Genomic DNA, 24,428 nt, shown 5'->3' with positions numbered 1-24,428 from the left:
GGTCCGCGCCGGCACCGGGAAGGGCCCCCATCACGATCGCGGCGGAGGCCCTGCGGTGAGCCGGCCGGGGTCCTAGTGCGGGGCGGCCAGGTCGAGGTCCTTGACCCGCGGGTCGCCGGCGTCGGCGAGGTAGTGGTCGGGCCTGGTGGCGTCCGGGCCGTCGGACATGCCCGCCCGGCGGCAGATCACCGTGGCGACCACCGCGACGACCAGGTTGACGATCAGGGCGAGCAGGCCCGCGTAGACCGTGACCGTGGTGTCCAGGCCGAGGTTGCCGAGGGAGAACGCCGAGCCGCCGAAGTGTTCCTTGCCGGTCGCCGGGTTCGGGATGTTGTAGAGCATGACGACGCCCGCGCCCATGCCCGCGACCCAGCCGGCCACCAGGCCGCCGCGGTGGAACCAGCGGGTGTAGAGGCCGAGGCCGACCGCCGGGAGGGTCTGCAGGATGACCACGCCGCCGATGAGCTGGAGGTCGATGGCGAACTGCAGGTCCAGGAAGAGGATGCAGAGCACCGCGCCGACCTTCACCACCAGCGAGACCAGCTTGGAGACGCGGGCCTCCTGGGCGTCGGTCGCGTCCGGCTTGAGGTATTCGCGGTAGATGTTGCGGGTGAACAGGTTGGCCGCCGCGATCGACATGATCGCCGCCGGCACCAGCGCCCCGATGCCGATCGCCGCGTAGGCGACGCCGGTGAACCAGTCGGGGAACATCTGGTCGAAGAGCAGCGGGACGATCGTGTTGTTGTCCTTGCCGATCGGCTGCACGCCGGCCGCGATCGCCATGTAGCCGAGCAGCGCGATCAGGCCGAGCAGCAGGCTGTAGGCGGGCAGCGCCGACATGTTCCGCTTGATCACGTTCCGGCTGCGGGAGGCGAGGACGCCGGTGATGCTGTGCGGGTACAGGAAAAGCGCCAGCGCCGAGCCGAGCGCGAGGGTGACGTACTGGAGCTGGTTGCCCGCGTTCAGCAGGATGCCGTCGTTGGGCGCCGGGGTCGCGTCGAACTTCGCCTGCGCGGCGTCGAACACCGCCCCGAACCCGCCGAGCCGGGCCGGGATGTAGATGATCGCCACGATGATCACGATGTAGATCAGCGTGTCCTTGACGAAGGCGATCAGCGCGGGCGCGCGCAGCCCCGACTGGTAGGTGTACGCGGCCAGGATCGCGAACGCGATGACGATCGGCAGATGCCCCGTGACGCCCATCGCCTTCAGCACCGCCTCGATGCCGACGAGCTGGAGCGCGATGTAGGGCATGGTGGCCACGATGCCGGTGATGGCGATGAGCAGCGCCAGCGTCGGCGACCCGAACCGGGCGCGGACGAAGTCGGCGGGGGTGACGAACCCGTGCACGTGCGACACCGACCACAGCCGGATGAGCACCAGGAAGACCAGCGGATACACGATCACCGTGTACGGCACGGCGAAGAAGCCGGTCGCCCCGGCGCCGAACAGCAGGGCGGGCACGGCGACGAAGGTATAGGCGGTGTACAGGTCGCCGCCGACCAGGAACCAGGTGATCCACGAGCCGAAGTTGCGCCCGCCGAGACCCCATTCGTTCAGGCTGTCGAGGTTGTCCGCGCGCCGCCACCGTGCCGCGACGAAGCCCATGCCGCTGACGATCAGGAACAGGACGCTGAAGACGATGATCTCGGTGATGTGCTCGCTCATCGGCCGCTCCTCCTGCGCGTCATGCGGTAGACGACCGTCGTGGAGGTGACGCCGACGGCGATGTACGCCAGTTGCAGCCAGTAGAAGAGCGGAAGGCCCAGCAGGCGGGGCTCGTCCGCGTTGAAGAGGAAGGGCAGCAGCGGCAGCGCGAACGGCAGGATCAGCAGCCAGTTCCACGGGCTGCGGTCGCTCCTCACCGGTGGGGGGGATTCGGTCACGTCGTCTCCTAGAGCGAGGGGCACCAGATTGACCACGCGCGCCGCCGTGCAGGGAGATCATCGGCCTCACCGGTCGCCGAGTGGGTGGGTTGGCGCGGCAAGCGGCGTGCTCTGCGGCGATTACCGGGGCGATCCGGGCGGCCGGTGGCGGTTCCGCCCGCCTGCCGAGGAGTATCGTCCGTTCACCGTATCCCGGCGTTCCGGTCCTTGACAGCGAGTCAGCCGTGCGGTCCGAACCTGGTGGAGGCGCAGGACCCCGGCCGTCCCGCGGAGTTCACCGGCTACCGCACCGGCCGCCCGTAGACCTCGGCCAGCCGGACGGCCGCGTCCAGGAGCAGCGCCCGCAGCTCGGGCGGGTCCAGCACCTCGGCCTCGGGGCCCAGGCTCAGCAACTGGCTGAAGGCCACCGGGACGGACTCGACGGGCAGGGACACGGTCACCCGGCCCAGCCCGTCGGGCTCGCCGGCCGAGGCCAGCGCCTCGGGCAACGCCGCGGGATCGGCCACGGCGGGCAGCGCGCGCAGGCCCGCCGGGCTCAGCCGTACGGTGACCAGGGTGGTGAGCAGCGAGCGGGCGAAGCGTTCGGCCTGCCCGGCCCAGAACGCGGCCAGGTCGAAGCCCTCGTCCCTGGCATACCGCTCGCCGAGCACCTCGACCTCGCCGAACCGGTCCACCCGGTAGATCAGGAACCGCTCCCCGGACCGCGCCGCGAGGTACCAGACGCCGGCCTTGAGCACCAGGCCGTGGGGATCGAGGAGGCGCTCGGCGTCGCGGTAGCGGGCCCGGACCCGCAGGTCGCCCCAGACCGCGCGGGACAGCTCGGCCAGCGCCGCGGGGGAGTCGCCGTCCCTGAACCAGCCGGGGGCGTCGAGGTGGAAGCGCTGCGCGGCGGTCGCCGAGGCGTCCTGCAGGACGGCGGGCAGCGCGGCCACGGCCTTGCGCCGCGCGGCCCCGGCCACCTCGGCCAGGCCCATCTCGCGCAGCGCGTCCGGCACGCCGGACAGGAACAGCGCCTCGGCCTCGGCGCGGCCGAGCCCGGTCAGCCGGGTGCGGTAGCCGCCGAGCAGCCGGTAGCCGCCGGACCTGCCCCGGTCGGCGTAGACCGGCACCCCGGCCTCGGCCAGCGCCAGCGCGTCCCGGTGCACCGTGCGCTCGGAGACCTCCAGCTCGCGGGCGAGCTCGGCCGCGGTCATGCCGCCACGCGCCTGGAGCAGCAGGACCAGGGAGATCAACCGGGCGGCGCGCATCCCCACCTCCCTGACGCGTTGCGGAAACGTTGCATGATCACGCGGCGTCCCGCTAGGCTGTACGACATGCGAAATCACTCTTCCCTACAGTGGTGGCGCCGCTTCTAGGCGGCGTTGATTTCGCATTCGCGAGAGTACAGGACGGCCGCCCCGGCAGGCGGCCTTCTGTTTGTCCGCCCCCGGGGCATCACCCGATCAGATCTAAGGGGCGAGCGTGGAGATCAGCGGATATACCACTTCGGGCGGCGTCGGTGTCGAGGTGGCGACCTTCGACGTCCCCGAGAAGGTGCTGGAGGACGTCGTGACCGCGCTCGGTGAGCGGCGCGGCGGCGTGCTTTCCTCCGGGATGGAATACCCCGGCCGCTACAGCCGCTGGCACCTCGCCTACGTCGACCCGTGCGTGGAGATCGTGGCCAGGGGCCGGCGGATCTCGGCCCGCGCGCTCAACGAGCGGGGGCGGGTGGTCCTGCCCGCCATCGCGACCTGCCTGCTGGCCGCGGGCAAGCCGGTCCCGGTGTCCGGCGCCTCCGAAGGCTTCGTCGAGGTGCACGTCCCGGAGTCCGAGGACATCCTGCCCGAGGAGATGCGCAGCCGCAGGCCCACCGTGTTCACCGCCATCCGCGAGGTGATCGCCGCGTTCCAGGGCGACGACGAGCACCTCGGCCTGTACGGCGCCTTCGGCTACGACCTCGCCTTCCAGTTCGAGCCGATCCGCCAGGTGCTGGACCGCCCGGCCGACCAGCGCGACCTCGTGCTCCACCTGCCCGACCGGATCATGGTCATCGACCGCAAGCGCGAGACCAGCAAGGAGTTCCGGTACGAGTTCACCGTCGACGGCGTCTCCACCCGCGGCCTGGCGCGCTCGGGGGAGACGCTGCCGCGCGTCGCCACCCCCGCCGCGCTGCCCGCCGACCCGGAGAGGGGGCACTACGCCGAGGTGGTGGCCGCGGCCAAGGAGCGGTTCCAGCGCGGCGACCTGTTCGAGGTCGTCCCCGGCCAGGTGTTCCACGCCCACTGCACGGACCCGGCCGGCTTCTACCGCGGGCTGCGCAAGAGCAACCCGGCGCCGTACGAGTTCCTGTTCAACCTCGGCGAGGGCGAGCACCTGGTCGGCGCCTCGCCGGAGATGTACGTCAGGGTCAGCGGCGACCGGGTGGAGACCTGCCCGATCTCCGGCACGATCGCCCGCGGCAGCAACCCGGTGGAGGACGCCGAGGCGATCAGGACGCTGCTGTCCAGCGTCAAGGAGGAGTCGGAGCTCACGATGTGCACCGACGTGGATCGCAACGACAAGTCGCGGATCTGCGTGCCGGGCAGCGTCCAGGTGATCGGCCGCCGCCAGATCGAGATGTACTCCCGCCTGATCCACACCGTGGACCACATCGAGGGCCGGCTGCGTCCCGAGTTCGACGCCCTGGACGCCTTCCTGTCCCACATGTGGGCCGTCACCGTCACCGGCGCCCCCAAGACCTGGGCGATGCAGTTCATCGAGGACCACGAGGCCACCACCCGCCGCTGGTACGGCGGCGCGGTCGGCTACCTCGGCTTCGACGGCTCCATGAACACCGGGCTGACCCTGCGCACCGCCCAGATCAAGGACGGCGTGGCCGCGGTCCGGGCCGGCGCCACGCTGCTCTACGACTCCGACCCGGACGCGGAGGAGCGGGAGACCGAGCTCAAGGCCAGCGCCCTGCTGGGCGCGCTGGCCGCGGTCGGCGCGGAGGCCGGGCAGGCGCCGGAGCAGCGGAGGGCGGTCGCGCCCGCGCCGGCGGGCGAGGGCATGAAGGTACTGCTCGTCGACCACGAGGACTCCTTCGTCAACACCCTCGCCGACTACTTCCGCCAGCAGGGCGCGAGCGTCGTGACGCTGCGGCACGGCTTCCCGCAGGAGATGCTGGAGGAGATCGCCCCCGACCTGGTGGTGCTCTCGCCCGGTCCCGGCTGGCCCTCCGACTTCGGCTGCTCGGAGCTGGTCGAGGCACTCTACCGGCGGGAGCTGCCGGTCTTCGGCGTGTGCCTCGGCCTGCAGGCGATGGTCGAGCACGCCGGCGGCGAGCTGGAGCTGCTGGCCGCGCCGGAGCACGGCAAGCGCGGCCGGGTCCGCCGCACCGGCGCCAGCGACCTGCTCGACGGGCTGCCCGAGGAGTTCACCGCCGCCCGCTACCACTCCCTGCACGCCAAGGAGCCCGGGGTGCGCGGCTTCACCAGCACCGCCCTGACCCCCGACGGCGCCGTCATGGCGATCGAGGACGTCGCCAACCGGCGGTTCGCCGTGCAGTTCCACCCGGAGTCGATCCTCACCGCCGAGGGCGGAGCCGGAGCGAAGGTCATCGCCAACGTGCTGCGCCTGTCCCGCTGACGGGGCGCCGCGCCGTTCCAGAACTTTCCGGGTCCCGGCGCCGTCCAACCCCTTGACGACGAGTGGCTTTCGGAGGACGTGGATGGAACCGGCACCGCTGCTCCCGGGGGATCCGAGGCGGCTGGGCGGCTACGTGCCGGCCGGGCGCCTCGGCGCGGGCGGTCAGGGCGTGGTCTACCAGGCGTACGACGAGGCGGGGGAACGCGTCGCGGTCAAGGTGCTGCACACCTTCGACCGGGAGCGTCTCGTCAGGGAGGTCACCGCGGCCCGGCGGGTCGCGTCGTTCTGCACGGCCAAGATCCTCGACGTGGAGTTCGACGCGCCCCGGCCGTACATCGTCAGCGAGTACGTGGCGGGGCCGAGCCTGCGCGCGACCGTGCGGGAGGCGGGGCCGTTCACCGGGGACCGGCTGCACCGGCTGGCGACGGCGGTGGTGACCGCGCTGGCCGCGATCCACGAGGCCGGGGTGATCCACCGCGACCTCAAGCCGGACAACGTGCTGCTCGGCCCGGACGGGCCCCGGGTGATCGACTTCGGCGTGGCGCGCACCCCGGAGATGTCGCTCACCTCCACCGGCTTCGTCGCCGGCACGCCCACCTACATGCCGCCCGAGGTCTTCGTCGGGCAGCGGGCCGGCCCGGCGGCGGACGTGTTCTCCTGGGGCGGGGTGATCCTCTTCGCGGCCACCGGCGCCGACCCGTTCCTCGACGAGAGCCTGGGCGGGGTGATGCACCGCGTGCTCACCCTGGAACCCGACGTGGGCATGCTCCCCGAGCCGCTTCGCGCGCTGGTCCGCGCCGCCCTCGCCAAACGGCCGGAGGACCGGCCGACCGCGAAGGACCTGCTCCTCGGCCTGGTCGGGAGCGGCGCCGACGCCGACGTGTCCCTGCCCGTCCCGGTCCGGGACCCGTCCCTGGGGGAGATCGCCGAGACCGTGTACCAGGGCCTGCCCGCGGAGCAGCGGGCGCTGGTGCCGGGCGTGTTCCTGCGCCTGGTGGACACGGAGGGCACCCGGCGGGCGCTGCCGGAGGAGTTCCCCGGCGGGGCCGCCGGCGTGCTGCGCGAATACCGCTCCGCCGGGCTGCTGGACGAGTCGGTCGAGGTCGTCCATCCCGCCCTGCCGCGGGCCTGGCCGCGACTGCGGGCGTGGATCGAGGAGGAGCGGCCCGGCCTCGCGGTGCACCGCGCGCTGAGCGAGGCGGCGTCGCGCTGGGAGGCCGGCGGCGACGTCTACCGCGGCGAGCCGCTGCGGGAGGCGCTGCGCTGGGAGGCGAGCGGCAGGCGGCACCTGACCCTGAGCCGGGGCGAGGCCGAGTTCCTGCGGGCCAGCGCCGCCGTCGTCCGGCGCGGCGTCCGCCGCCGCCGGACGGTGACCGCCGCGCTCGCCGTGCTGCTGCTGGTCGCGGCCGGGGCCGCCGTCGCCGCGGAGCAGAGCCGGCGGACCGTGGCCGACCAGCGCCTGGACACACTGGCCGGCGTCGTCGCGGCGCGGGCCGAGGCGCTGCGCGCGGCCGAGCCGGTGACCGCGATGCGGCTCAGCGCCGCGGCCTGGGACCTCGCCCCGTCCCCGGCGACCCGCGGCGGGCTGTACGCCTCGCTGGCCCAGTCCCAGGCGGGCACGTTCACCGATCCGGGGGCCCCGCCCGGCGCGGCCTACGACCTGAGCGACGACGGCGCCACCCTCGTCTCGGTCTCCGGCGGCGAGATACGCGTGGCCAGGCGGACCGGCGTCACCACCTTCTCCGGCGCGGACCCTGCGGTGTCCTTCGTCCGCGGCAGCCCCGACGGCCGCACGCTGGCGCTGGCCACCGGTGAGAAGGTCCGCCTGTGGGACGCCGTCTCGGGACGGCCGCTCGGCGGGGAACTGCCGGCCACCTCCTACGTCGAGTTCAGCCCGACCGGCCGGATCCTGGCGCTGGGCGGCGTGGACTCCCCGGTGCGGCTGTGGGACGTGACCCGAGGCGCCTGGCTCGACGGCCCGCCCGCCATGTACGGCGCGCTCGTCGGCCCGGGCGACCGGCTCGCGGCCGTCGGCGGCAAGGACTACACCTGGCGCCTGTGGGACCTGCGCCGCGACCGCGCGCTCGCCGGCCTGCCGGCGGAGCCCATGGCGTGGAGCCCCGACGGCCGCACCCTCGCCCTGCGCGTCGGCGAGGGCTCCTTCCGGCTGTGGGACGTGCGCACGGCCGCCTGGCGGGGCGGCGCGCCGCTGCGCCTGCCGTACAAGGGGGAGGTGGCGTTCACCCCGGACAGCAGGTTCGTGGCCGCGCTGGGCACCGAGGGCGACCTGCGGCTGTGGGAGGCGGGCAGCACCGCGCCCGTCATGACGCAGCGCATCCAGACCGGCGCGCCGAGCCTGCTGCGGGCCGGGGAGGAGACCCTGAGCCTGGTCACCGACGGGTCCACCGTCCTGCGGGTGGACATCTCCGCCTACACCGCGCCCGACCCGCTTCCCGGCGCCCCCGCGGTCTCCGGCGACGTGGTCCCGGGCGCCGCCTTCAGCGCCGACGGGCGGCGGGTCGCGCTCACCGGCGACAAGGAGGTCACCGTCTGGGACACCGCGACCCGGCGGCGGGTCGCCCGGGTGCCCGGCCCGGCGGTCAGGGAGAACGCGCCCGTGCTCAGCCCCGACGGCCGGACGATCGCCGTGCCCGCCGACACCCCGTCCCTCACCTTCTGGGACGCGGTCACCGAGTCCAGGCTCGGCACGCTCCCCGGCACACAGGCCGCCTTCGCCGCGGACGGCCGGACCGTCGCGGTGGGCGACGGAGAGACCGGCGCGCTGTACGACCTGGCCACCCGCGCGAAGATCAGGGACCTGCCCGTCGGCGGCGGCCTGTCCTTCAGCGCCGACGGCCGGTGGCTCGCCGGCCAGGGCGTGGACGGCCTGCGCGTGATCGACCTGCGCTCCGGCCGGACGATCACCCCCGCGGGGCGGATCGTCGCGACCCGGACGGTGTTCGCGCCGGACGGCCGCACCCTGGTGGCCAGCAGCGGCTTCCTCGACGGCCAGGTGACGCTCATCGACACGGCGACCTGGCGCCGCGCCGGCTACGCGTCCGCCGGACAGGAGAACGCCGCCGTCGCGGTCTCCCCCGAGGGCGTCCTCGCCGTCGCGGAGAAGCGCTCCGTGCGGCTGTGGGAGCTGCCCGGCGGTCGCGAGCTGGGCCTGCCCGTCACCGGCTTCCCCAGGGGCGTCGCCGCGATCGGCTTCGGCGGCGGCATGCTGTCCATCGCCGGGGGAGACGGCTCCCTGCGCGAGTTCCCGATCGACGGCGACCGGGCCGCCGAGGCCGTCGTCGCCCGGGCCGGCGGCCCGCTCTCGGAGAGCGAGTGGAAACGGCACATCCCCGAGATCCCCTACCGGCCGCACACCGGCGACGGGTAGCAGAACGCCCGGAATCCCGGACCGCTCACACCGGGTAGCCGTATAGTGCTCGACGGTGCCGGGGCCCGACGTTGGCCGCCGGCCGTTGGCCGTGACGAGGACGACGAGGACGACGAGGACGGGCGGGGCGGATGACACCGGACGACGCGCTGCCCGCCGGGCTGCCCGGCGCGGTGCGGGAGGCCCTGCTCGCCCCCCTCGTCGACCACCACTGCCACGGGGTCCGGCGCGACGACCTGCCGCGGGCCAGGTTCGAGGCGCTGATCACCGAGGCGGGCAGCCCGCCGCCGCCGGGCACGACCCATTTCGACACCCCGCTCGGCGCCGCGATCCGCCGCTGGTGCGCCCCGGTGCTCGACCTGGATCCGCACGCCCCGCCCGCCGTCTACCTCGCCCGCCGTACGGAACTGGGCGCCGAGGAGGTGAACCGGCGGCTGCTGCGAGACGCCGGGATCGCCGCCTTCCTGGTGGACACCGGGCTCGGCGGCCCCGAGCTGCTGCAACCCGCCGAGATGGGCAGGCTGGCCGAGGCGGCCGCCGCCGAGATCGTCCGGCTGGAGCAGGTCGAGCAGCAGGTCGCCGGCGACGAGCCGACCGCGGTGGGCTACATCGACCGGCTGGCCGAGACGCTGGCCGGGCGGGCCGCCCGCGCCGCCGGCCTCAAGTCGATCATGGCCTACCGGCACGGGCTCGGCTTCGACCCGGCGCGGCCCAGCCGGGGCGCGGTGATCGCCGCGGCGAACCGGCGGCTCGCCGACCCCAAGGAGCGGCTCACCGATCCCGTGCTGCTGCGCCACCTGCTGTGGGCGGGCGTGGACGCGGCCCGCGAGCGCGGCCTGCCGATCCAGTTCCACTGCGGCTACGGCGACCCCGACCTCGACCTGCACCGGGCCGACCCGTCGCTGATGACCGGCTTCCTGCGCGCACTCCAGCCCGTCGGGGTGCCCGTGGTGCTGCTGCACTGCTACCCCTACCACCGGCAGGCGGCCTACCTCGCCGCGGTGTTCCCGCACGTCTACGTCGACGTGGGCCTCGCCCTCACCTACACCGCCGCCGGCTCCGCGGCGGTCCTCGGCGAGCTGCTGGAGCTGGTGCCCTTCCACAAGCAGTTGTTCAGCTCCGACTGCTACGGCGTGGCGGAGACCTGCCACCTGGGCGCGCTCTACTACCGGCGCGGCCTGGCCAGGGCCCTCGCGTCGCGGATCGGCGAGGGGGAGTGGAGCGCCGCCGACTCGGCCAGGGTGGCCCACATGATCGGCACCGGGAACGCCCGGCGCCTCTACCGGATCTGAGCGCCCGGCCGCCTGTCGATAGGCTGGACCGCGCACGACCAGCGGGATCAGGGGGATCAGGGGGATCAGGGGGATGGACCAGATGGACGAGGACCGGCCGCGTTTCCTGGACGACGTCACCGTCGAGCTCGTCCGGCACAGCGCCGCGGACTCCGACGTGCTCTTCGCCGCCCGGGTCTCCACCGCGGGCGAGCAGTCGCTGGAGGAGCTGCACAAGGACCCGGAGCGGTCCAAGGGGCTGATCAACTACCTGATGCGCGACCGGCACGGCAGCCCGTTCGAGCACAACTCCATGACGTTCTTCGTCAGCGCCCCGATCTTCGTCTTCCGTGAGTTCCACCGGCACCGGTCCGGCTGGTCCTACAACGAGGAGAGCGGCAGGTACCGCGAGTTGCGGCCGGTGTTCTACCTGCCGGGCGAGGGGCGCAGGCTGGTCCAGCAGGGCAAGCCGGGACGCTACGAGTTCGTCCCCGGCACGGCCGGGCAGCACAAGCTCGTCGCCGAGGTGATGGAGGGCTCCTACCGGCAGTCCTACGCCGCCTACCAGGAGATGCTGGAGGCGGGGATCGCCAGGGAGGTGGCCCGCGCGGTGCTGCCCGTGGGGCTGTTCTCCACGATGTACGCCACCTGCAACGCCCGCTCGCTCATGCACTTCCTGTCCCTGCGCACCAGGACCGAGGAGTCCAGGGTGCCGTCCTTCCCGCAGCGCGAGATCGAGATGGTCGCCGAGAAGATGGAGGCCGCGTGGGCACGGCTCATGCCGCTCACCCACGCGGCCTTCGTCGCCAACGGCAGGATCTCGCCCTGATCCGCCCTCAGGCGAGCGCGGGAAGCACGTAGACCTCCGCGCCGGGAGGCAGCGCGCACTCCAGGCCGCCGAGACGCCGCGCGTTCTCCCCGCAGACGAACATCGTGATGTGACGGCGGATGCCGCCGTGGTCGTCGCGCAGCCGCCGCTCCAGCAGCGGATGCGAACGGCGCAGCCGGTCGAGCGCCGAGCCCAGGGTGGGGTCGGCGTCCTCGGCCGGCGCCACGGCGAAGACCCGGACCTCGCTCGCCCCGCTCACCCACCTGCGCAGCGTGCTCGGCAGCACGAACGTCACCAGCGTGACCGGCCTGGTCATAAGGACCCGCGCACGGCGGGCAGGCGCCGGGGCCGGTGCGGGTGCGCCACCGGCGCCTCGTCCACGGTGAGGGGGCCGCGCACCGCGGTGGCGGAACGGACGGGTTCGGCCCCGGACGGGCCGCCATCGGTCGAACGTGCGAGGAACAGTCCCCTGCGCGCGCCGATCGCGAGAATCGCGTCGCCCACAGTCCAGACTCCTTCCGGCCGGCGGCGGAAAACGATCTCCGTCACCGTTGTTCACGTCTTCGGCCGCTGCGCGCGGATCAGCCTCATCGTGTCACGGTGCGCGGCGGACCACCGGGCTGTAGGCGATTTGCGGCATGCGGTTCGCCACGATCGTCACGAATATCGTTGTGCGTCCCCTGCGACCGCCCCTTACGTCCCAGGTAATCGCCGATATTCTCGACCGGCCGATACCGTGAGGGCATGGAAGCCGTGGCAGTGCGCGAAGAGCGCGAGGAGAGCGTCGGGGACCTGCTGAGGGACTGGCGGCGGCGACGCCGGGTGAGCCAGCTCGACCTGGCGATCGAGGCCGACGTGTCGGCCCGGCACATCAGCTTCCTGGAGACCGGCAGGGCCAGGCCCAGCAGGGACATGGTGATGCGGCTCTCGGAGCATCTGGACGTCCCGCTGCGGCACCGCAACCGGCTGCTGGTCGCGGCGGGCTTCGCCCCGCTGTACCGCGAGCGCTCGGTGGAGGCCCCGGAGATGGCGGCCGTACGGCTGGCGATGGACAAGATCCTCGCCGGGCACGAGCCCTATCCCGCCCTCGTCGTGGACCGGGCGTGGAACGTCGTGACGGCCAACGCGGCGGCGGCGATGCTCCTGGAGGACATTCCGGCGCACGTGGTGGGGGAGACGGTCAACATCCTGCGGGTGTCCCTGCATCCCGACGGGGTCGCCGCCCACCTGGTCAACCTGCCCGAGGTGCGGGCCCACCTGCTGGCGAGCCTGCGCCGGCAGGCCGAGGCGTCCGGCGACGGGGTGCTCACCGAGCTGCACGACGAGCTGTCGGCCTACCGTTATCCGGGCGTGGACGTGGACAACGCCCGGCCGCCCGGCGCCCCGGACATCCTGGTGCCGCTGCGCATCCGCAGGAACGGCACGGTGCTGTCGATGTTCACCACGATCGCCACCTTCGGCAACGCGGTGGACGTGACGGTGTCCGAGCTCGCGATCGAGATGTTCTGGCCCAGCGACGAGGCCACCGCCGCGGCCCTGCGCGGCTGAGGTCCGGGAGCCCACGGCAGGGGAGATCGGCAGGGAAGACCGGTGGGGAAGACCGGTGGGGAAGGCGGTGCGGCGGCCCGGCGCGGGTAGGGCGCGCGAGGCCGCTTCGAGATCGCCCGCCGGGCGCTTTCAGCGCTCGCCGGGGGTGAGGTCGCGGTGGATGTGGTCCAGGGGCACGCCGTCCCTGCGCAGGTGGCGCACGGTCTCCTCGACCATGGCCGGTGGCCCGCAGACGTAGGCGGTGTGCCTGTTCCAGGGGCGGAACCGGCTCACCACGTCGGGCAGCCGTCCGCGCAGGCCGCCGTAGCCGGGATCGTCGGAGACCACCGGTAGGACGCGCAGCCGGGGGCATTCCGCCTGTAATCGGGTGAGGTCCGGCAGGTCGTAGAGCTCGCCGGCGTGCCGCGCGCCGTACAGCAGGTCGATCGTGGGCTGCCGGTCCGCCGCGAGGAGGTGTTCGATGATGGCCTTGAGCGGGGCGAGGCCGGTGCCGCCGGCGACGGCGAGCACGTCGCGGCCGGGGTCGGCCGGCGGTCGCATGCCGCCCAGCGCCGGGCCGAGGGTGACGGTGTCGCCGACCTGGGTGTGCGCGGTCAGCGTGGTGGACACCCAGCCGCCGGGCACGGCGCGGACGTGCAGGGTGAGCGTGTTGTCCGGCCTGGGCGCGTTGGCGATGGAGAACGCGCGCCAGACCCGGGGCCAGCGGGTGGTCTGCAGGGTGACGTACTGCCCGGGCTCGTAGGGCAGCGGCGTGGCGGGACGCAGGGTGACGACGGCGATGTCCCCGGTGCGCCGCTCGTGGCCGACCACCTCGGCGGGCCACCAGGCGGGGGCGTCGCCGCCGTCGTCCGCCGCGGCGTCGATCATGATGCTGGAGGCGACGGCGTAGGCCTCGGTCCAGGCGGCCGCCACCTCGGGCGTCCACGCGTCCGCGGCGAAGCGCCTGACGGTGGCGAGGAGGGCCTCGCCGACGGCGGCGTAGTGCTCGGCGGTCACGCCGTACTTGCGGTGGTCCCGGCCGAGCTGGCCGAGGAAGCCGGCCAGGGTGCCGGGGCTGTCCAGGCTCCACACGATGCGGGTCAGCGCGGCGAACAGGCGGTCGCGCTGGACGTCCAGCGCGGGTGGGAAGAGCCGCCTCAGCCGCGGATCGACCGCGAACAGCCGCCCGTAGAAATAAGCCGCGGCTTTGGCGCCGTGCGGCTCTATGTGGGCGAAACTTTCCTTGACGAGACGCGGATTCAATGCCATTTACGATCCTCACCGAACGGAATCGCTTCCGATCGTCTTGACGCACCTCCCTGACGGTTCCGGGTGGTGAGAGCCCGGCGGCCCCGGCGCCGTCGGTCACTCGGATGGAGTCTTACACCGTCACCTGTGCATCACAACCGTTTTGCCTTAATGGGGCATCTACGCGCCCTATTTCTCATTGTCGAAGAATAGGCGAATATTAATCGCGTTTCTTGGGCCGGGCCGTGCGCGGGCCGGATCGCCGGGCAGCGGGGCCGCTCGGCGGGGCTTCGGGCGGGGTTCGGGCGGGGTTCGGGCGGAGTCGGTGTGGTGAGCCGCTCCGGCCGTCCGGGGCGGAAGTGACGCTACTGATATCCCGGATACGTGACATGGCCGAAATGGTGTGCGCCATGATGGGAGGAGCCGCCCGAAAGGGTGGGTGTCGCCCATAGGGGTGCCGCCCAGGACAGGGTGGTACGACCTCGCGCATGCCCCCCTGGAGATCGCATGTCCCGACCGTTGATCGGCATCACCGGCTACCTCGAGGCCGCCCGCTGGGGCGTCTGGGTTCGCGAGGCGGTGCTGTCCCCACCGGCGTACGCGAAGGCGGTGGACCGGGCCGGGGGCGCCGCCGTCGTGCTGCCGCCGTTGCGGGCCGGCGCGGTGGACGACTACGTGCGCGGCCTGTCGGGTCTGGTGCTCGCGGGCGGCGTCGAGCTGGACGCGACGCTCTACGGCGCGACCGGCGACGAGCGGGTGGAGGAGCCGCAGCCGCACCGCGACCGGTTCGAGCTGGCGCTGGCCCGCGCCGCCGTGCAGGCCGGCGTGCCGCTGCTCGCCGTCGCCCGAGGCATGCACGTGCTGAACGTCGCCCAGGGCGGCACGCTGATCCCCTGGCTGCCCGGCGAGGTCGGCCACGACCGGCACGGCGAGACGGGCACGCCGCACGAGATCCAGGTGAGCGTGTCGAGCAAGCTCGGCAAGGCGCTGGGGGACCGGGTGGAGGTGACCTCGCCGCACCGGCAGGCGGTCAAGCGCCTCGGCACCGGGCTGCTGGCCGTGGCGTGGGCCGACGACCAGATCGTGGAAGGCGTGGAGCTCCAGGGGCACCGCTTCGCCGTGGGCGTGCAGTGGCACCCGGAACGGGACGGCGACAACCGCCTCTTCGAGGCGTTCGTGGACGCCGCCCGCGCCTGAGCGGCCTCCCCGCGCGGGGGAGGCCGGCGGGCCTCAGCCCCGGGGGCGGCGGGCGTTGTAGACGAAGGCGGGCGGCAGGTTGCGCCACACCGTACGGCTGGGCACGACCTCCTCGAACCGCTGGGTGAGCAGCCGCCGGAAGCGTCCCGCGGGCGGCAGCGCCAGGGCGTGCACGTAGGCGAACGTGGTGAAGGCGCCGGAGGGGATCATCGACCGGGTCACCGCGGACATCAGCCGGTTCTGCAACTCGACGCCGAACGCCGCCCACGGCAGCCCGCTGACGACGACGTCGGCCTGCCCCAGACCCCGCTCGGCGAGCAGCGCGGGCAGGTCGGACGCGTCCGCCGAGACCACGTCCACCCGCGGGAACCGGGCCGCGAGCCGCTCGGCCATCGGCTTGTTGATCTCGATCGCGAGGTGGTGGCCGCGGCCCCCCAGCCGCTCCTGGATCACGGCCGTGAACGGGCCGGTGCCCGGGCCCAGCTCCACCACCACCGGCTCGCCCTTCTCCGGGATGGGGGCGGTGACGGCCTCCGACAACCGCCGCGAGCTCGGCGCGATGGCGCCGATCACGGCAGGGGAGCGCATGAACTGCTCAAGGAAAAGGCTAGCGTCGCTGGGCATGCATCGAACCGTAGGGCCGTGATCGGTGCGTCCCGGTCCGCCTAACGGCCGACCTTCCGGCCACTTGGAGGAGGGCCGACCACCCGAACGGACTACGGACCATGGCAAACCTCCGTATACCGTTCAGCCATGCGAGGGCGCAGCGTGATGGTGGATGTTTTCCTGGCTCTTGCCGGGATCGTCCTCGACGTGCTCGTCTCGGCGCAGTCCTGGACCGCCGGCGGCGTCCCCGGCGTCGTCGGGGCCGCGATGTCCGTCGCCGTCGGGGGTTCGCTGGGATTCCTGCGGCGCTGGCCGGGGCCGGTCAGCCTCTACCTCTCCGCGCAGCTCGTCCTGACCGACCAGCTCGGCGCCTACACCGCCAACAGCGTCCAGATCCTGGTGCCGATCGCCCTCGGCGTGCTCGCCAACCGGGGACCCTGGCGGTGGATCGTGCCGGCCGCCGTCTGCGGCTGCCTCGCCACCGCGCTCAACATGGCCGACCCGGGCATCGTGCTGCGCCCGTCGTACTGGTTCTACGCGGCGGGGTCCGCGGTGCTGCCGGTGCTGATCGGGCGCTACCTGCGCGGAGCCGAGCGGCGGCTGCCGGACGGCGAGACGTCCGGCATCGAGCCCGACGTGCTGCTCGCCGGGGCCGGGGTGGCGATCTCGGTGCTCGGCACCTGGCGGGAGTGGCACAGCGGCACGCTCCCCGTGCCGGTCAACGGCCTGCTGGTCATGCTCGCCGGCCTGTCGCTGGGCGTGGTGCGCAGGGTGCCGGGAGCGGTGTTCCTGTTCCAGGCGCTGATCCTGCTCGTGGCCGACTCCTACGCGATGAACGCGGCCGACACCCTGCAGGCCACCCTCATGGTCACCGTCGCGATCTTCTCCATGCGGGCGTCGTGGGGCTGGACCACCGTGGTCTATCTGGGCGCGTGCGCGGTGACCGCGATCACGGTGGTGGACGACGGGCTGGAGGTGACGGCCTGGCGGGCCTTCCTGCTCATGACGATGGTGGCGACCCCGGTGGCCATCGGGCGTTACCTGCGCGGCCGGCAGCGCGCCGGGGAACTGGGCAGGAGGATGGCCAGGGAGGCGGAGAAGCACATGGCGGCGAGGATGCGCGCCGACCGCCTCGCCGAGCGGGAGCGGATCGCCAGGGACGTGCACGACATCGTCGCCCACCACGTGGGGGCGATGGTGCTGCGGGCCGGCGCGGCGCAGTACGCGCAGCCGCCGGGACCGGTCGCCGACGCGCTCACCGACATCCGCGCCACCGGCCACCAGGTGCTGGAGGACCTGCGCGGGCTGCTCGACGTGCTGCGCGACCCCGGTCCCGGGGACCTGCCGCTCGCGGACCCGGTCGAGCTGCTGCGCGACTCCGTGGAACGGGTGCGGTCCGCGGGGCTGAAGGTGCGGCTGGAGCTCGATCCGGAGCTGGCGCACACCGCCCTGGTGGTCAGCACGTCGGCCGCGAGGATCGTCCAGGAGGCGCTGACGAACGTGCTCAAGCACGCGGGACCGGGCACCGAGGTGCGGGTCGACGTGACCGTGGACGCCCGCAGGGTGTGGGTCGAGGTGCGCAACGGGCCCGCCGCGGCGCCGCCGGCCGGGCTGCCCTCCTCCGGCCGGGGCATCCCCGGCATGCGGGAGCGGGCCGGCGCCCTCGGCGGCACGCTGAGCGCCCGCCAGTTGCCGGGCGGCGGCTGGTCGCTGACCGCCTCGCTGCCGGTGGCCGCCTCCCCCCACCGGGGACGCCCGCGACGCCCGGCGCCGGACGGCGAGCCCGCGCCCGGCGCAGGCGACGCAGAAGACCAACCTGACGCAGGCGCCCCGGAGGATGCCGCAGACGGCGGGTCGTGCCGGCTGCGGCTGCCCCAGATGATCCGCCTCGACCCGACGGGAGGGGACCGATGATCCGTGTGCTGGTCGCCGACGACCAGGCCCTCGTCCGCGCGGGGGTGCGCATGCTGTTGCAGGCCACCGGCGAGATGGAGGTCTGCGCCGAGGCCGTGGACGGGACGCAGGCCGTACGGCTGTGCGAGCTGCACCGGCCGGACGTGGTGCTGATGGACCTGCGGATGCCCAGGATGGACGGGCTGGAGGCGTGCCGGCGCATCCTGGCCGCCTGGCCGCCCGCCCGCGTCGTCGTCCTCACCACCTTCGCCGACGACGCGAACGTCTACGCGGCCCTGCGCGCCGGCGCCATCGGCTTCCTGGTCAAGGACGACGAGCCGGAGCGCATGCTGGACGCGGTGCGCCGCGCGGCGGCGGGGGAGCCGCTGCTCGCCCCCTCCGTGCTGCGCCGTGTCGTGGAGCGGGCGCTGGCCGCCGAGGAGCAGGCGGCCCAGCCGGTGCCCGCCTCGCTCACCGGGCGCGAGCTGGAGGTGCTCGCCCTGGTCGGCGCCGGGCTGTCCAACGCGGAGATCGCCGAGACGCTCAGCGTGGGCGTCACCACCGTGAAGACGCACGTCGCGGCCGCGATGGACAAACTGGGCCTGCGCAACCGCATCCAGGCCGCGGTGGTCGCCCACCGGATCGGCCTGGTCGACGCCTCCTTCCGCCCGGTGCGGAACTTCCCCGCGCGCTGAACCCCTGCTCCGCGGCGGGACTAAGGGCGGCGGGGCGTGCACGCGGCACCCGAGGGTCACGCAGTAGGGTCGGCAGCGTGACCGTGAAAACCGGCGAGGATCGGATCTGGACGATCCCCAACGCCCTCAGCCTGGCGCGGCTGCTGGGCGTGCCGGTGTTCCTGTGGCTGGTGCTGGGCCCGAGGGCCGACGGTTGGGCCATCGGACTGCTGATGCTGGCCGGGTTCTCCGACTGGCTCGACGGCAAGCTGGCGCGGGCCTGGAATCAGACGAGCAGGCTCGGCCGCATGCTCGACCCGCTGGCCGACCGGCTCTACATCCTGGCCACGCTCTTCGGGCTGGCGATGCGGGAGATCATCCCCTGGTGGCTGGCGGTGGCGGTGCCACTGCGCGACCTGCTGCTGGTGTTCATCGTGCCGCCGATCCTGCGCCGGCTGGGCTACGATCCGGCGCCGCCGGTGCACTTCCTGGGCAAGGCCGCCACGGCCAACCTGCTGTACGCGTTCCCGCTGCTGTTCCTCGCCTCGCACGAGGCGTGGTACGCGGATCCGGCCCGGATCTTCGGCTGGGCCTGCGCGATCTGGGGGACGGGACTGTACTGGTGGGCGGGGGTGCTCTATGTGGTACAGGTGCGCCAGCTCGTGAAACGGGCAAAAACCTCATAAGGGGTGATCTGTGAAGGCCGTCGTGATGGCGGGTGGCGAAGGGACACGGCTCCGGCCGATGACCGCCAACCAGCCCAAACCCCTGCTACCGGTGATCAATCGGCCGATCATGGAGCACGTCCTGCGGCTGCTGCGCAGGCACGGGCTCACCGAGACCGTCGTGACCGTGCAGTTCCTGGCCGCGCTCATCCGCAACTACTTCGGTGACGGCGAAGAGCTCGGCATGAACCTCCACTACGCGACCGAGGACATGCCCCTCGGCACCGCGGGCAGCGTCAAGAACGCCGTGGACAAGCTTCGGGACGACCGGTTCCTGGTCATCTCCGGCGACGCCCTCACCGACATCGACCTGACCGACATGATCCGCTTCCACCGGGAGAACGGCGCCCTGGTCACCATCGGCCTCAAGCGGGTGCCCAACCCGCTGGAGTTCGGCATCGTCATCGTCGACGACCGGGGCCGGGTCCAGCGCTTCCTGGAGAAGCCCACCTGGGGCCAGGTGTTCTCCGACACCGTAAACACCGGCATCTACGTGATGGAGCCCGAGGTGCTGGACGAGGTGGCCGCCGGCGAGGTGGTCGACTGGTCCTCCGACGTCTTCCCCCGCCTGCTCTCCCGGGGCGCCCCGCTCTACGGCTACGTCGCCGACGGCTACTGGGAGGACGTCGGCACCCACGAGAGCTACTTCAAGGCCCAGTCCGACGCCCTGTCCGGCCGGGTCAAGATCGAGATCGACGGCTTCGAGCTGTCCCCGGGGGTGTGGGTGGCCGAGGGCGCCTCGGTGGACGCCGACGCCGTGCTCAAGGGGCCGCTCTACATCGGCGACTACGCCAAGGTGGAGGCCGGCGCCGAGTTGCGCGAGTACACCGTGCTGGGCAGCAACGCCGTGGTCCGCGAGGGCGCGTTCCTGCACCGGGCGATCGTGCACGGCAACGTCTACATCGGTCCCAGCGCCAACCTGCGCGGCTGCGTGATCGGCAAGAACACCGACGTGATGACCGGCGCCAGGATCGAGGAGAGCGTCGTCATCGGCGACGAGTGCATCATCGAGTCCGAGGCGTACGTCTCCTCCGGGGTCAAGGTCTACCCGTTCAAGACCGTCGAGGCCGGCGCGGTGATCAACACCAGCGTCATCTGGGAGTCGCGCGGCCAGCGCAACCTGTTCGGCCCCCGCGGCGTCTGCGGCCTGGTCAACGTCGAGATCACCCCCGAGCTGTGCGTACGGCTGGCCAGCGCCTACGCCACCACGCTGCGCAAGGGCGCCTCGGTCGTCACCTCGCGCGACTCCTCCCGGGCCGCCAGGGCGCTGAAACGGGCCGTGATCAGCGCGCTCAACGCCGGCGCGATCGACGTGCTGGACCTGGAGGCCGCGCCGCTGCCGGTGGCCCGCTTCCACACCGCCCGCACCGCGGCCGTGGGCGGGATCGCGCTGCGCACCACGCCGGGCGACCCGCAGAGCGTGGACATCGTCTTCATGGACGGCCGGGGCGCGGACCTGTCGCTGGGCGAGCAGCGGAAGCTGGAGCGGGTCTTCTCCCGCCAGGAGTTCCGCCGCGCCTTCCCCGGCGAGATCGCCGAGCTGGGCTTCCCCGCCAGGGCGATCGACGACTACGCGCACGAGCTGCTGCGCTGCGTGGACATGCGGGGCGTGCGGGACACCGGCATGAAGGTCGTCGTGGACTGCGCGGGCGGCACCTCCTCGCTGGTGCTGCCCAACCTGCTCGGCCGGGTCGGCGTCGACGTGCTGACGGTCAACAGCCGGCTGGACGACGCCTCGCCGACCGAGACGCTCGCCGAGCGCCGCCGCGACCTGCAACGCCTGTCGGAGCTGGTGTCCTCGGCGCGCGCCGCGTTCGGCGTGCGCTTCGACCCGGTGGGCGAGCGGGTGGCGCTGGTCGACGAGAAGGGCCAGCTCATCAGCGAGGAACGCGCCCTGCTGGTGGTGCTCGACCTGGTGGCGGCCGAGCGCGGCGGCGGCAGGGTGGCGCTGCCGGTCACCACGACCCGCGTCGCCGAGCAGGTCTGCCGCTTCCACGGCGTGCAGGTGGAGTGGACCGCCACCTCGGTGGACGCGCTCACCTCCGCCGCCGGGGGACACGACATGATCTTCGCCGGCGACGGGCGGGGCGGTTTCGTGGTGCCGGAGTTCGCCCCCACGGTGGACGGGCTGGCCGCCTTCCTGCGGCTGCTGGGGCTGGTGTCGCGCACCCGCCTGTCGTTGAGCAAGATCGACGCCAGGATACCCGAAGCCAAGATCCTCAAGCGCACCGTGCCCACGCCGTGGGCGGCCAAGGGCGCGGTCATGCGCTCGGTGATCGAGGCGGCCGAGGGGCAGCTCATCGACACCACCGACGGCGTGCGGGTGGTCGCCGAGGACGGCGGCTGGGCGCTGGTGCTGCCCGACCCCACCGACGCGGTCACCCACCTGTGGGCCGAGGCCCAGGACATGGACTCGGCGCAGAGTCTGCTCGAACACTGGGCCCGGGTGGTGGAGCAGGCGGCCGGGACATGACAGGAGATGATTTTGCCACGAGCGAGGGTCGATCATGCCGAACGGCGCGGCGGCATGGACCTTGGGGTGTGCCCGGCTGTAACTTTGTGAGGTCCGAACCCGTCGTCCAGCCTCGTCTTGACCTTTGCGCCTGATCAGCGTATGTTGCGGCATTCGCAGTCGGAGGAACGTTTGAGAAGCGAAGAGCGAGACGTAGTCGTGAGCACCATAGCCGCGTCTTCGCGGTAGGAGGCCGAGCCGATCGATGCCGAGCGTCTACTGCACGCAGTGCGGTCATGCCAACCCCGAGGATGCCCGTTTCTGCTCGCGATGTGGATCGCCGCTGAGCCGTACCGAGGCGCCCGGTGACACCACGTCGACGATCTCCATCGCCGGGATCGAGGCGTACGAGGCGGAGACAGGTGAGACGCTCCAAGCCGAGCGCGCCGCGGTCGAGCAACTGCCTCCGGACACCGCCCTGCTGGTCGTCCAGCGGGGGCCCAACGCGGGCAGCCGCTTCCTGCTGGACAACGAGTTCACCACGGCGGGTCGCCACCCGGAGAGTGACATCTTCCTGGACGATGTGACGGTGTCACGCAGACATGCGGAGTTCTACCGGCGGGGCGGCGGCGCCTTCACCGTGCGCGACGTGGGCAGCCTCAACGGCACCTACGTCAACCGCGAGCGCATCGAGGAGGTGCCCCTCTACGGCGGGGACGAGGTGCAGATCGGCAAGTTCCGCCTGGTGTTCCTCACCAGGGGCGCTGGAGGGCCATGAGCGCCCAGGCAGCGCGGTCGCACATGAGTATCGGGGAGGTGCTCGCCCTGCTCCGGGGCGAGTTCCCCGACATCACGGTGTCCAAGATCCGTTTCCTTGAGGGTGAGGGGCTGATCGAGCCGCAGCGCAGCCCCTCCGGCTACCGCAAGTTCACGCACGCCGACGTCGAGCGGCTGCGTTACATCCTGACCGAGCAGCGCGACCGCTATCTCCCGCTGCGGGTGATCAAGGACCACCTGGAGGCCGCGGCCCGGGAGGACGTGCCGGTGGCCAGGCCGCGCGCGGTGCCCGGCGAGCGGGCGGAGGTCCGGCTCAGCCGGGAGGAGCTGCTCGACGCGAGCGGCCTCGACGAGGAGACCCTCACCGAGCTGGAGGACTTCGGCCTGCTGGCCGGGGTCGCCCGCCGTTACGACGCGGACGCCCTGGCGGTGGCCAGGAGCGTCGGCGCCCTCGCCGCCTTCGGCGTGCACGCCAGGCATCTGCGGCCGGTCAAGGCCGCCGCCGACCGCGAGGCCGCGCTCGTGGAGCAGGCCGTCGCGCCCCTGCTGCGCCGTCGGGCCCCCGGAGCCATCGACCGGGCCGACGAGACGGCCCGGGAGATCTCCGAGCTCCTGCTGCTCCTGCACGCCGCGCTGGTGCGTACCGAGGTCCGGGGCGTTCTGGGCCGTTGACCACCCGTCGGGTCATTCGCGTCCCCGTGAGTGTTACGTTGAATTGCGGTGTTGAGCGACCAATGGTGACCAAGCGAGCGGGTCTGACGCGGTGCGGCCGCGGCGGGCGCGCGACAACGGATACGGAGCAGCCCGTGTTGCAGATGGAGGTCGTGGGCGTCCGGGTCGAGATGCCCACCAACCAGCCGATCGTCTTGCTCAAGGAGGCGCACGGGGAGCGTTACCTGCCCATTTGGATAGGCATGACCGAGGCGACGGCGATCGCCATGGCCCAGGCGGACGAGCCTCCGCCCAGGCCGCTGACGCATGACCTGTTCAGAGACGTGCTGGACGCGTTGGGTGTGCGGTTGAGCACCGTCAACATCGTGTCCCTGCGCGACGGCATCTTCTTCGCCGATCTGGTGTTCTCCAACGGTGTCGAGGTGAGCGCACGCCCGTCCGACTCCATCGCGCTCGCCCTGCGGACCGGGGCGCGCATCTTCGCCAGTGAGGAGGTCGTACAGGAGGCGGGGGTCACGATCCCCGACGACCAGGAGGACGAGGTGGAGAAGTTCCGCGAGTTCCTGGACACGATCAGCCCGGAGGACTTCGGCCGGGCCGGGTAGGCATTTCAGTGCATTTACGCTTCACGACGCGCCGAGCCGGATCGTTGACTGCTGATGAGCACGGTCCTACGGTGCAAGTGAACCCCGCGGTTGTCATTCACGAACCCCCAGATCAGACCGCGGGATGAGAGAAAGCCGGAGGTCCGCAGTGGCGGTCAGCAGCGGCGAGGGTAAGACAGCCGGCCAGGATGATCCCGGACGGCGCGAGCACGCGCGCCAGCGTGCCGGTGAGCAGGGTCTGCTCTTCGACGGGCAGCCGACGGCGTTGCCCGCCGACATCGGTTACCGCGGTCCCACCGCCTGTGCGGCTGCCGGGATAACGTACAGGCAGCTCGACTACTGGGCGCGCACCGGGCTGGTCGAGCCCGGTATAAGAGCTGCGCAAGGCTCCGGGTCGCAGCGGCTCTACAGCTTCCGCGACATCCTGGTGCTCAAGGTCGTCAAGCGGCTCCTCGACACGGGCGTCTCGCTCCAGCAGATCCGCACCGCCGTACAGCATCTGCGGGACCGCGGGGTCAACGACCTGGCGCAGATCACCCTGATGAGCGACGGCGTGAGCGTGTACGAGTGCACGTCGGCGGACGAGGTGATCGATCTGCTCCAGGGCGGGCAGGGCGTGTTCGGGATCGCGCTCGGCAGGGTGTGGCGCGAGGTCGAGGGATCGCTCGCGGAGCTGCCGGGGGAACGCGCGGAGGCCGCCCCGGGCCTCGATGACCAGCACCCCGACGACGAGCTCGCGCGACGCCGTAAGGCTCGTAAGACGGGATAAGTCGGGCAAGGTGCAGGACGGGGTAGGGTTGGAGGCGACAAGGCCGACGACCCTGTGCGGGAGAGTCCTCGACGCCGTTCGCGGCGCATCGGGGCGCCGAAGGAGCAACCTCCCCGGAATCTCTCAGGCAGCCGTACCGTGCGGGTGAGGCAACTCTGGAAAGCAGGCGCGCTCGCCAGGCGTGACTCACCGACGGTGCAAATCCTCGCAGGCGGGGGTGAAGCTCTCAGGTCGCGATGACGAAGTCGCGATGACAGAGGGGGAGACCCGGCATACGCGCGCGTCCAGCGCCGGTCTCCGACG

The 24,428-nt window shown here is 72.6% G+C and carries 21 protein-coding genes and 1 riboswitch; of the genes, 14 read left to right on the top strand and 7 right to left on the bottom strand.

Going from position 1 to position 24,428, the window contains the following annotated elements; translation table 11 throughout:
- Positions 1-72: 72 nt before the first annotated feature.
- The 3 genes from mctP to QSK26_RS08350 all read right to left on the bottom strand — a co-directional run bounded on the left by mctP (position 73) and on the right by QSK26_RS08350 (position 3,133).
- Positions 73-1,668 (bottom strand): monocarboxylate uptake permease MctP, encoded by a 1,596-nt coding sequence (mctP, locus tag QSK26_RS08360; RefSeq protein ID WP_285774420.1) that lies wholly within the window; start codon positions 1,666-1,668, stop codon positions 73-75.
- Complete coding sequence (locus QSK26_RS08355) at positions 1,665-1,886, bottom strand: DUF3311 domain-containing protein (RefSeq protein WP_285774419.1); 222 nt, start codon at positions 1,884-1,886, stop codon at positions 1,665-1,667. The genes mctP and QSK26_RS08355 overlap by 4 nt, the downstream gene beginning before the upstream one ends.
- 281 nt (positions 1,887-2,167) lie before the next feature.
- Complete coding sequence (locus QSK26_RS08350) at positions 2,168-3,133, bottom strand: helix-turn-helix transcriptional regulator (protein WP_285774418.1); 966 nt, start codon at positions 3,131-3,133, stop codon at positions 2,168-2,170.
- A gap of 214 nt (positions 3,134-3,347) precedes the next feature.
- Between QSK26_RS08350 and QSK26_RS08345 the strand changes: the two genes are divergently transcribed.
- From QSK26_RS08345 to thyX, 4 genes are all read left to right on the top strand, one after another.
- Positions 3,348-5,492, top strand: coding sequence for an anthranilate synthase component I (locus QSK26_RS08345; RefSeq protein ID WP_285774417.1), 2,145 nt, complete (start codon positions 3,348-3,350; stop codon positions 5,490-5,492).
- A gap of 82 nt (positions 5,493-5,574) precedes the next feature.
- Positions 5,575-8,880 carry a WD40 repeat domain-containing serine/threonine-protein kinase gene (locus tag QSK26_RS08340; protein ID WP_285774416.1) on the top strand — a complete coding sequence of 1,102 codons (3,306 nt, stop codon included), beginning with the start codon at positions 5,575-5,577 and terminating at the stop codon, positions 8,878-8,880.
- 131 nt (positions 8,881-9,011) lie between these two features.
- Positions 9,012-10,172 (top strand): amidohydrolase family protein, encoded by a 1,161-nt coding sequence (locus tag QSK26_RS08335; RefSeq protein WP_285774415.1) that lies wholly within the window; start codon positions 9,012-9,014, stop codon positions 10,170-10,172.
- A gap of 73 nt (positions 10,173-10,245) precedes the next feature.
- Entirely contained in the window at positions 10,246-10,980 is a 735-nt protein-coding gene (thyX, locus tag QSK26_RS08330; protein ID WP_285774414.1) for an FAD-dependent thymidylate synthase, read from the top strand.
- A 7-nt stretch (positions 10,981-10,987) separates the two neighbouring features.
- On the opposite strand, the gene QSK26_RS08325 is transcribed toward thyX, so the two are convergent.
- Entirely contained in the window at positions 10,988-11,296 is a 309-nt protein-coding gene (locus tag QSK26_RS08325) for a ubiquitin family protein (RefSeq protein WP_285774413.1), read from the bottom strand.
- Positions 11,293-11,484, bottom strand: coding sequence for a hypothetical protein (locus QSK26_RS08320; protein WP_285774412.1), 192 nt, complete (start codon positions 11,482-11,484; stop codon positions 11,293-11,295). The genes QSK26_RS08325 and QSK26_RS08320 overlap by 4 nt, the downstream gene beginning before the upstream one ends.
- Before the next feature lie 240 nt (positions 11,485-11,724).
- On the opposite strand from QSK26_RS08320, the gene QSK26_RS08315 reads away from it, so the two are divergent.
- Positions 11,725-12,528, top strand: coding sequence for a helix-turn-helix transcriptional regulator (locus tag QSK26_RS08315; RefSeq protein WP_285774411.1), 804 nt, complete (start codon positions 11,725-11,727; stop codon positions 12,526-12,528).
- A 129-nt stretch (positions 12,529-12,657) separates the two neighbouring features.
- Here QSK26_RS08315 and QSK26_RS08310 read toward each other — a convergent pair whose 3' ends face one another.
- Positions 12,658-13,776 (bottom strand): globin domain-containing protein, encoded by a 1,119-nt coding sequence (locus QSK26_RS08310; RefSeq protein WP_285774410.1) that lies wholly within the window; start codon positions 13,774-13,776, stop codon positions 12,658-12,660.
- Between the two features lie 486 nt (positions 13,777-14,262).
- Here QSK26_RS08310 and QSK26_RS08305 point away from each other — a divergent pair, with 486 nt between their 5' ends.
- Positions 14,263-14,952 (top strand): gamma-glutamyl-gamma-aminobutyrate hydrolase family protein, encoded by a 690-nt coding sequence (locus QSK26_RS08305; protein ID WP_285774409.1) that lies wholly within the window; start codon positions 14,263-14,265, stop codon positions 14,950-14,952.
- 33 nt (positions 14,953-14,985) lie between these two features.
- Here QSK26_RS08305 and QSK26_RS08300 read toward each other — a convergent pair whose 3' ends face one another.
- Positions 14,986-15,576: a class I SAM-dependent methyltransferase gene (locus tag QSK26_RS08300; RefSeq protein ID WP_285774408.1), complete on the bottom strand. Its 591-nt coding sequence runs from the start codon at positions 15,574-15,576 to the stop codon at positions 14,986-14,988.
- 129 nt (positions 15,577-15,705) lie between these two features.
- Here QSK26_RS08300 and QSK26_RS08295 point away from each other — a divergent pair, with 129 nt between their 5' ends.
- From QSK26_RS08295 to QSK26_RS08260, 8 genes are all read left to right on the top strand, one after another.
- Positions 15,706-17,472, top strand: coding sequence for a sensor histidine kinase (locus tag QSK26_RS08295; protein ID WP_285774407.1), 1,767 nt, complete (start codon positions 15,706-15,708; stop codon positions 17,470-17,472).
- Positions 17,469-18,146, top strand: coding sequence for a response regulator (locus QSK26_RS08290; RefSeq protein WP_285774406.1), 678 nt, complete (start codon positions 17,469-17,471; stop codon positions 18,144-18,146). The genes QSK26_RS08295 and QSK26_RS08290 overlap by 4 nt, the downstream gene beginning before the upstream one ends.
- Before the next feature lie 77 nt (positions 18,147-18,223).
- Positions 18,224-18,811, top strand: a complete 588-nt coding sequence (gene clsA / locus QSK26_RS08285) for a cardiolipin synthase ClsA (protein ID WP_285774405.1) — start codon at positions 18,224-18,226, stop codon at positions 18,809-18,811.
- 10 nt (positions 18,812-18,821) lie between these two features.
- On the top strand, positions 18,822-21,323 hold the full coding sequence (locus QSK26_RS08280) for a mannose-1-phosphate guanyltransferase (RefSeq protein ID WP_285774404.1): 2,502 nt from the start codon (positions 18,822-18,824) through the stop codon (positions 21,321-21,323).
- 244 nt (positions 21,324-21,567) lie between these two features.
- Positions 21,568-22,080, top strand: coding sequence for a double zinc ribbon and FHA domain-containing protein (locus tag QSK26_RS08275; RefSeq protein WP_285774403.1), 513 nt, complete (start codon positions 21,568-21,570; stop codon positions 22,078-22,080).
- A gap of 23 nt (positions 22,081-22,103) precedes the next feature.
- Positions 22,104-22,751 (top strand): transcriptional regulator FtsR, encoded by a 648-nt coding sequence (gene ftsR, locus QSK26_RS08270; protein WP_285774402.1) that lies wholly within the window; start codon positions 22,104-22,106, stop codon positions 22,749-22,751.
- A 134-nt stretch (positions 22,752-22,885) separates the two neighbouring features.
- Positions 22,886-23,356, top strand: coding sequence for a bifunctional nuclease family protein (locus tag QSK26_RS08265; RefSeq protein ID WP_285774401.1), 471 nt, complete (start codon positions 22,886-22,888; stop codon positions 23,354-23,356).
- Between the two features lie 148 nt (positions 23,357-23,504).
- Entirely contained in the window at positions 23,505-24,125 is a 621-nt protein-coding gene (locus tag QSK26_RS08260) for a MerR family transcriptional regulator (protein ID WP_285774400.1), read from the top strand.
- 47 nt (positions 24,126-24,172) lie between these two features.
- Positions 24,173-24,274: riboswitch (glycine riboswitch) on the top strand.
- The last annotated feature ends 154 nt before the right edge of the window (positions 24,275-24,428 follow it).

This window comes from Microtetraspora sp. NBRC 13810, assembly GCF_030268685.1.
In the GTDB taxonomy this organism is placed as follows: Bacteria; Actinomycetota; Actinomycetes; order Streptosporangiales; family Streptosporangiaceae; genus BSRQ01.
This window is presented reverse-complemented; position numbering and strand designations above follow the sequence as displayed.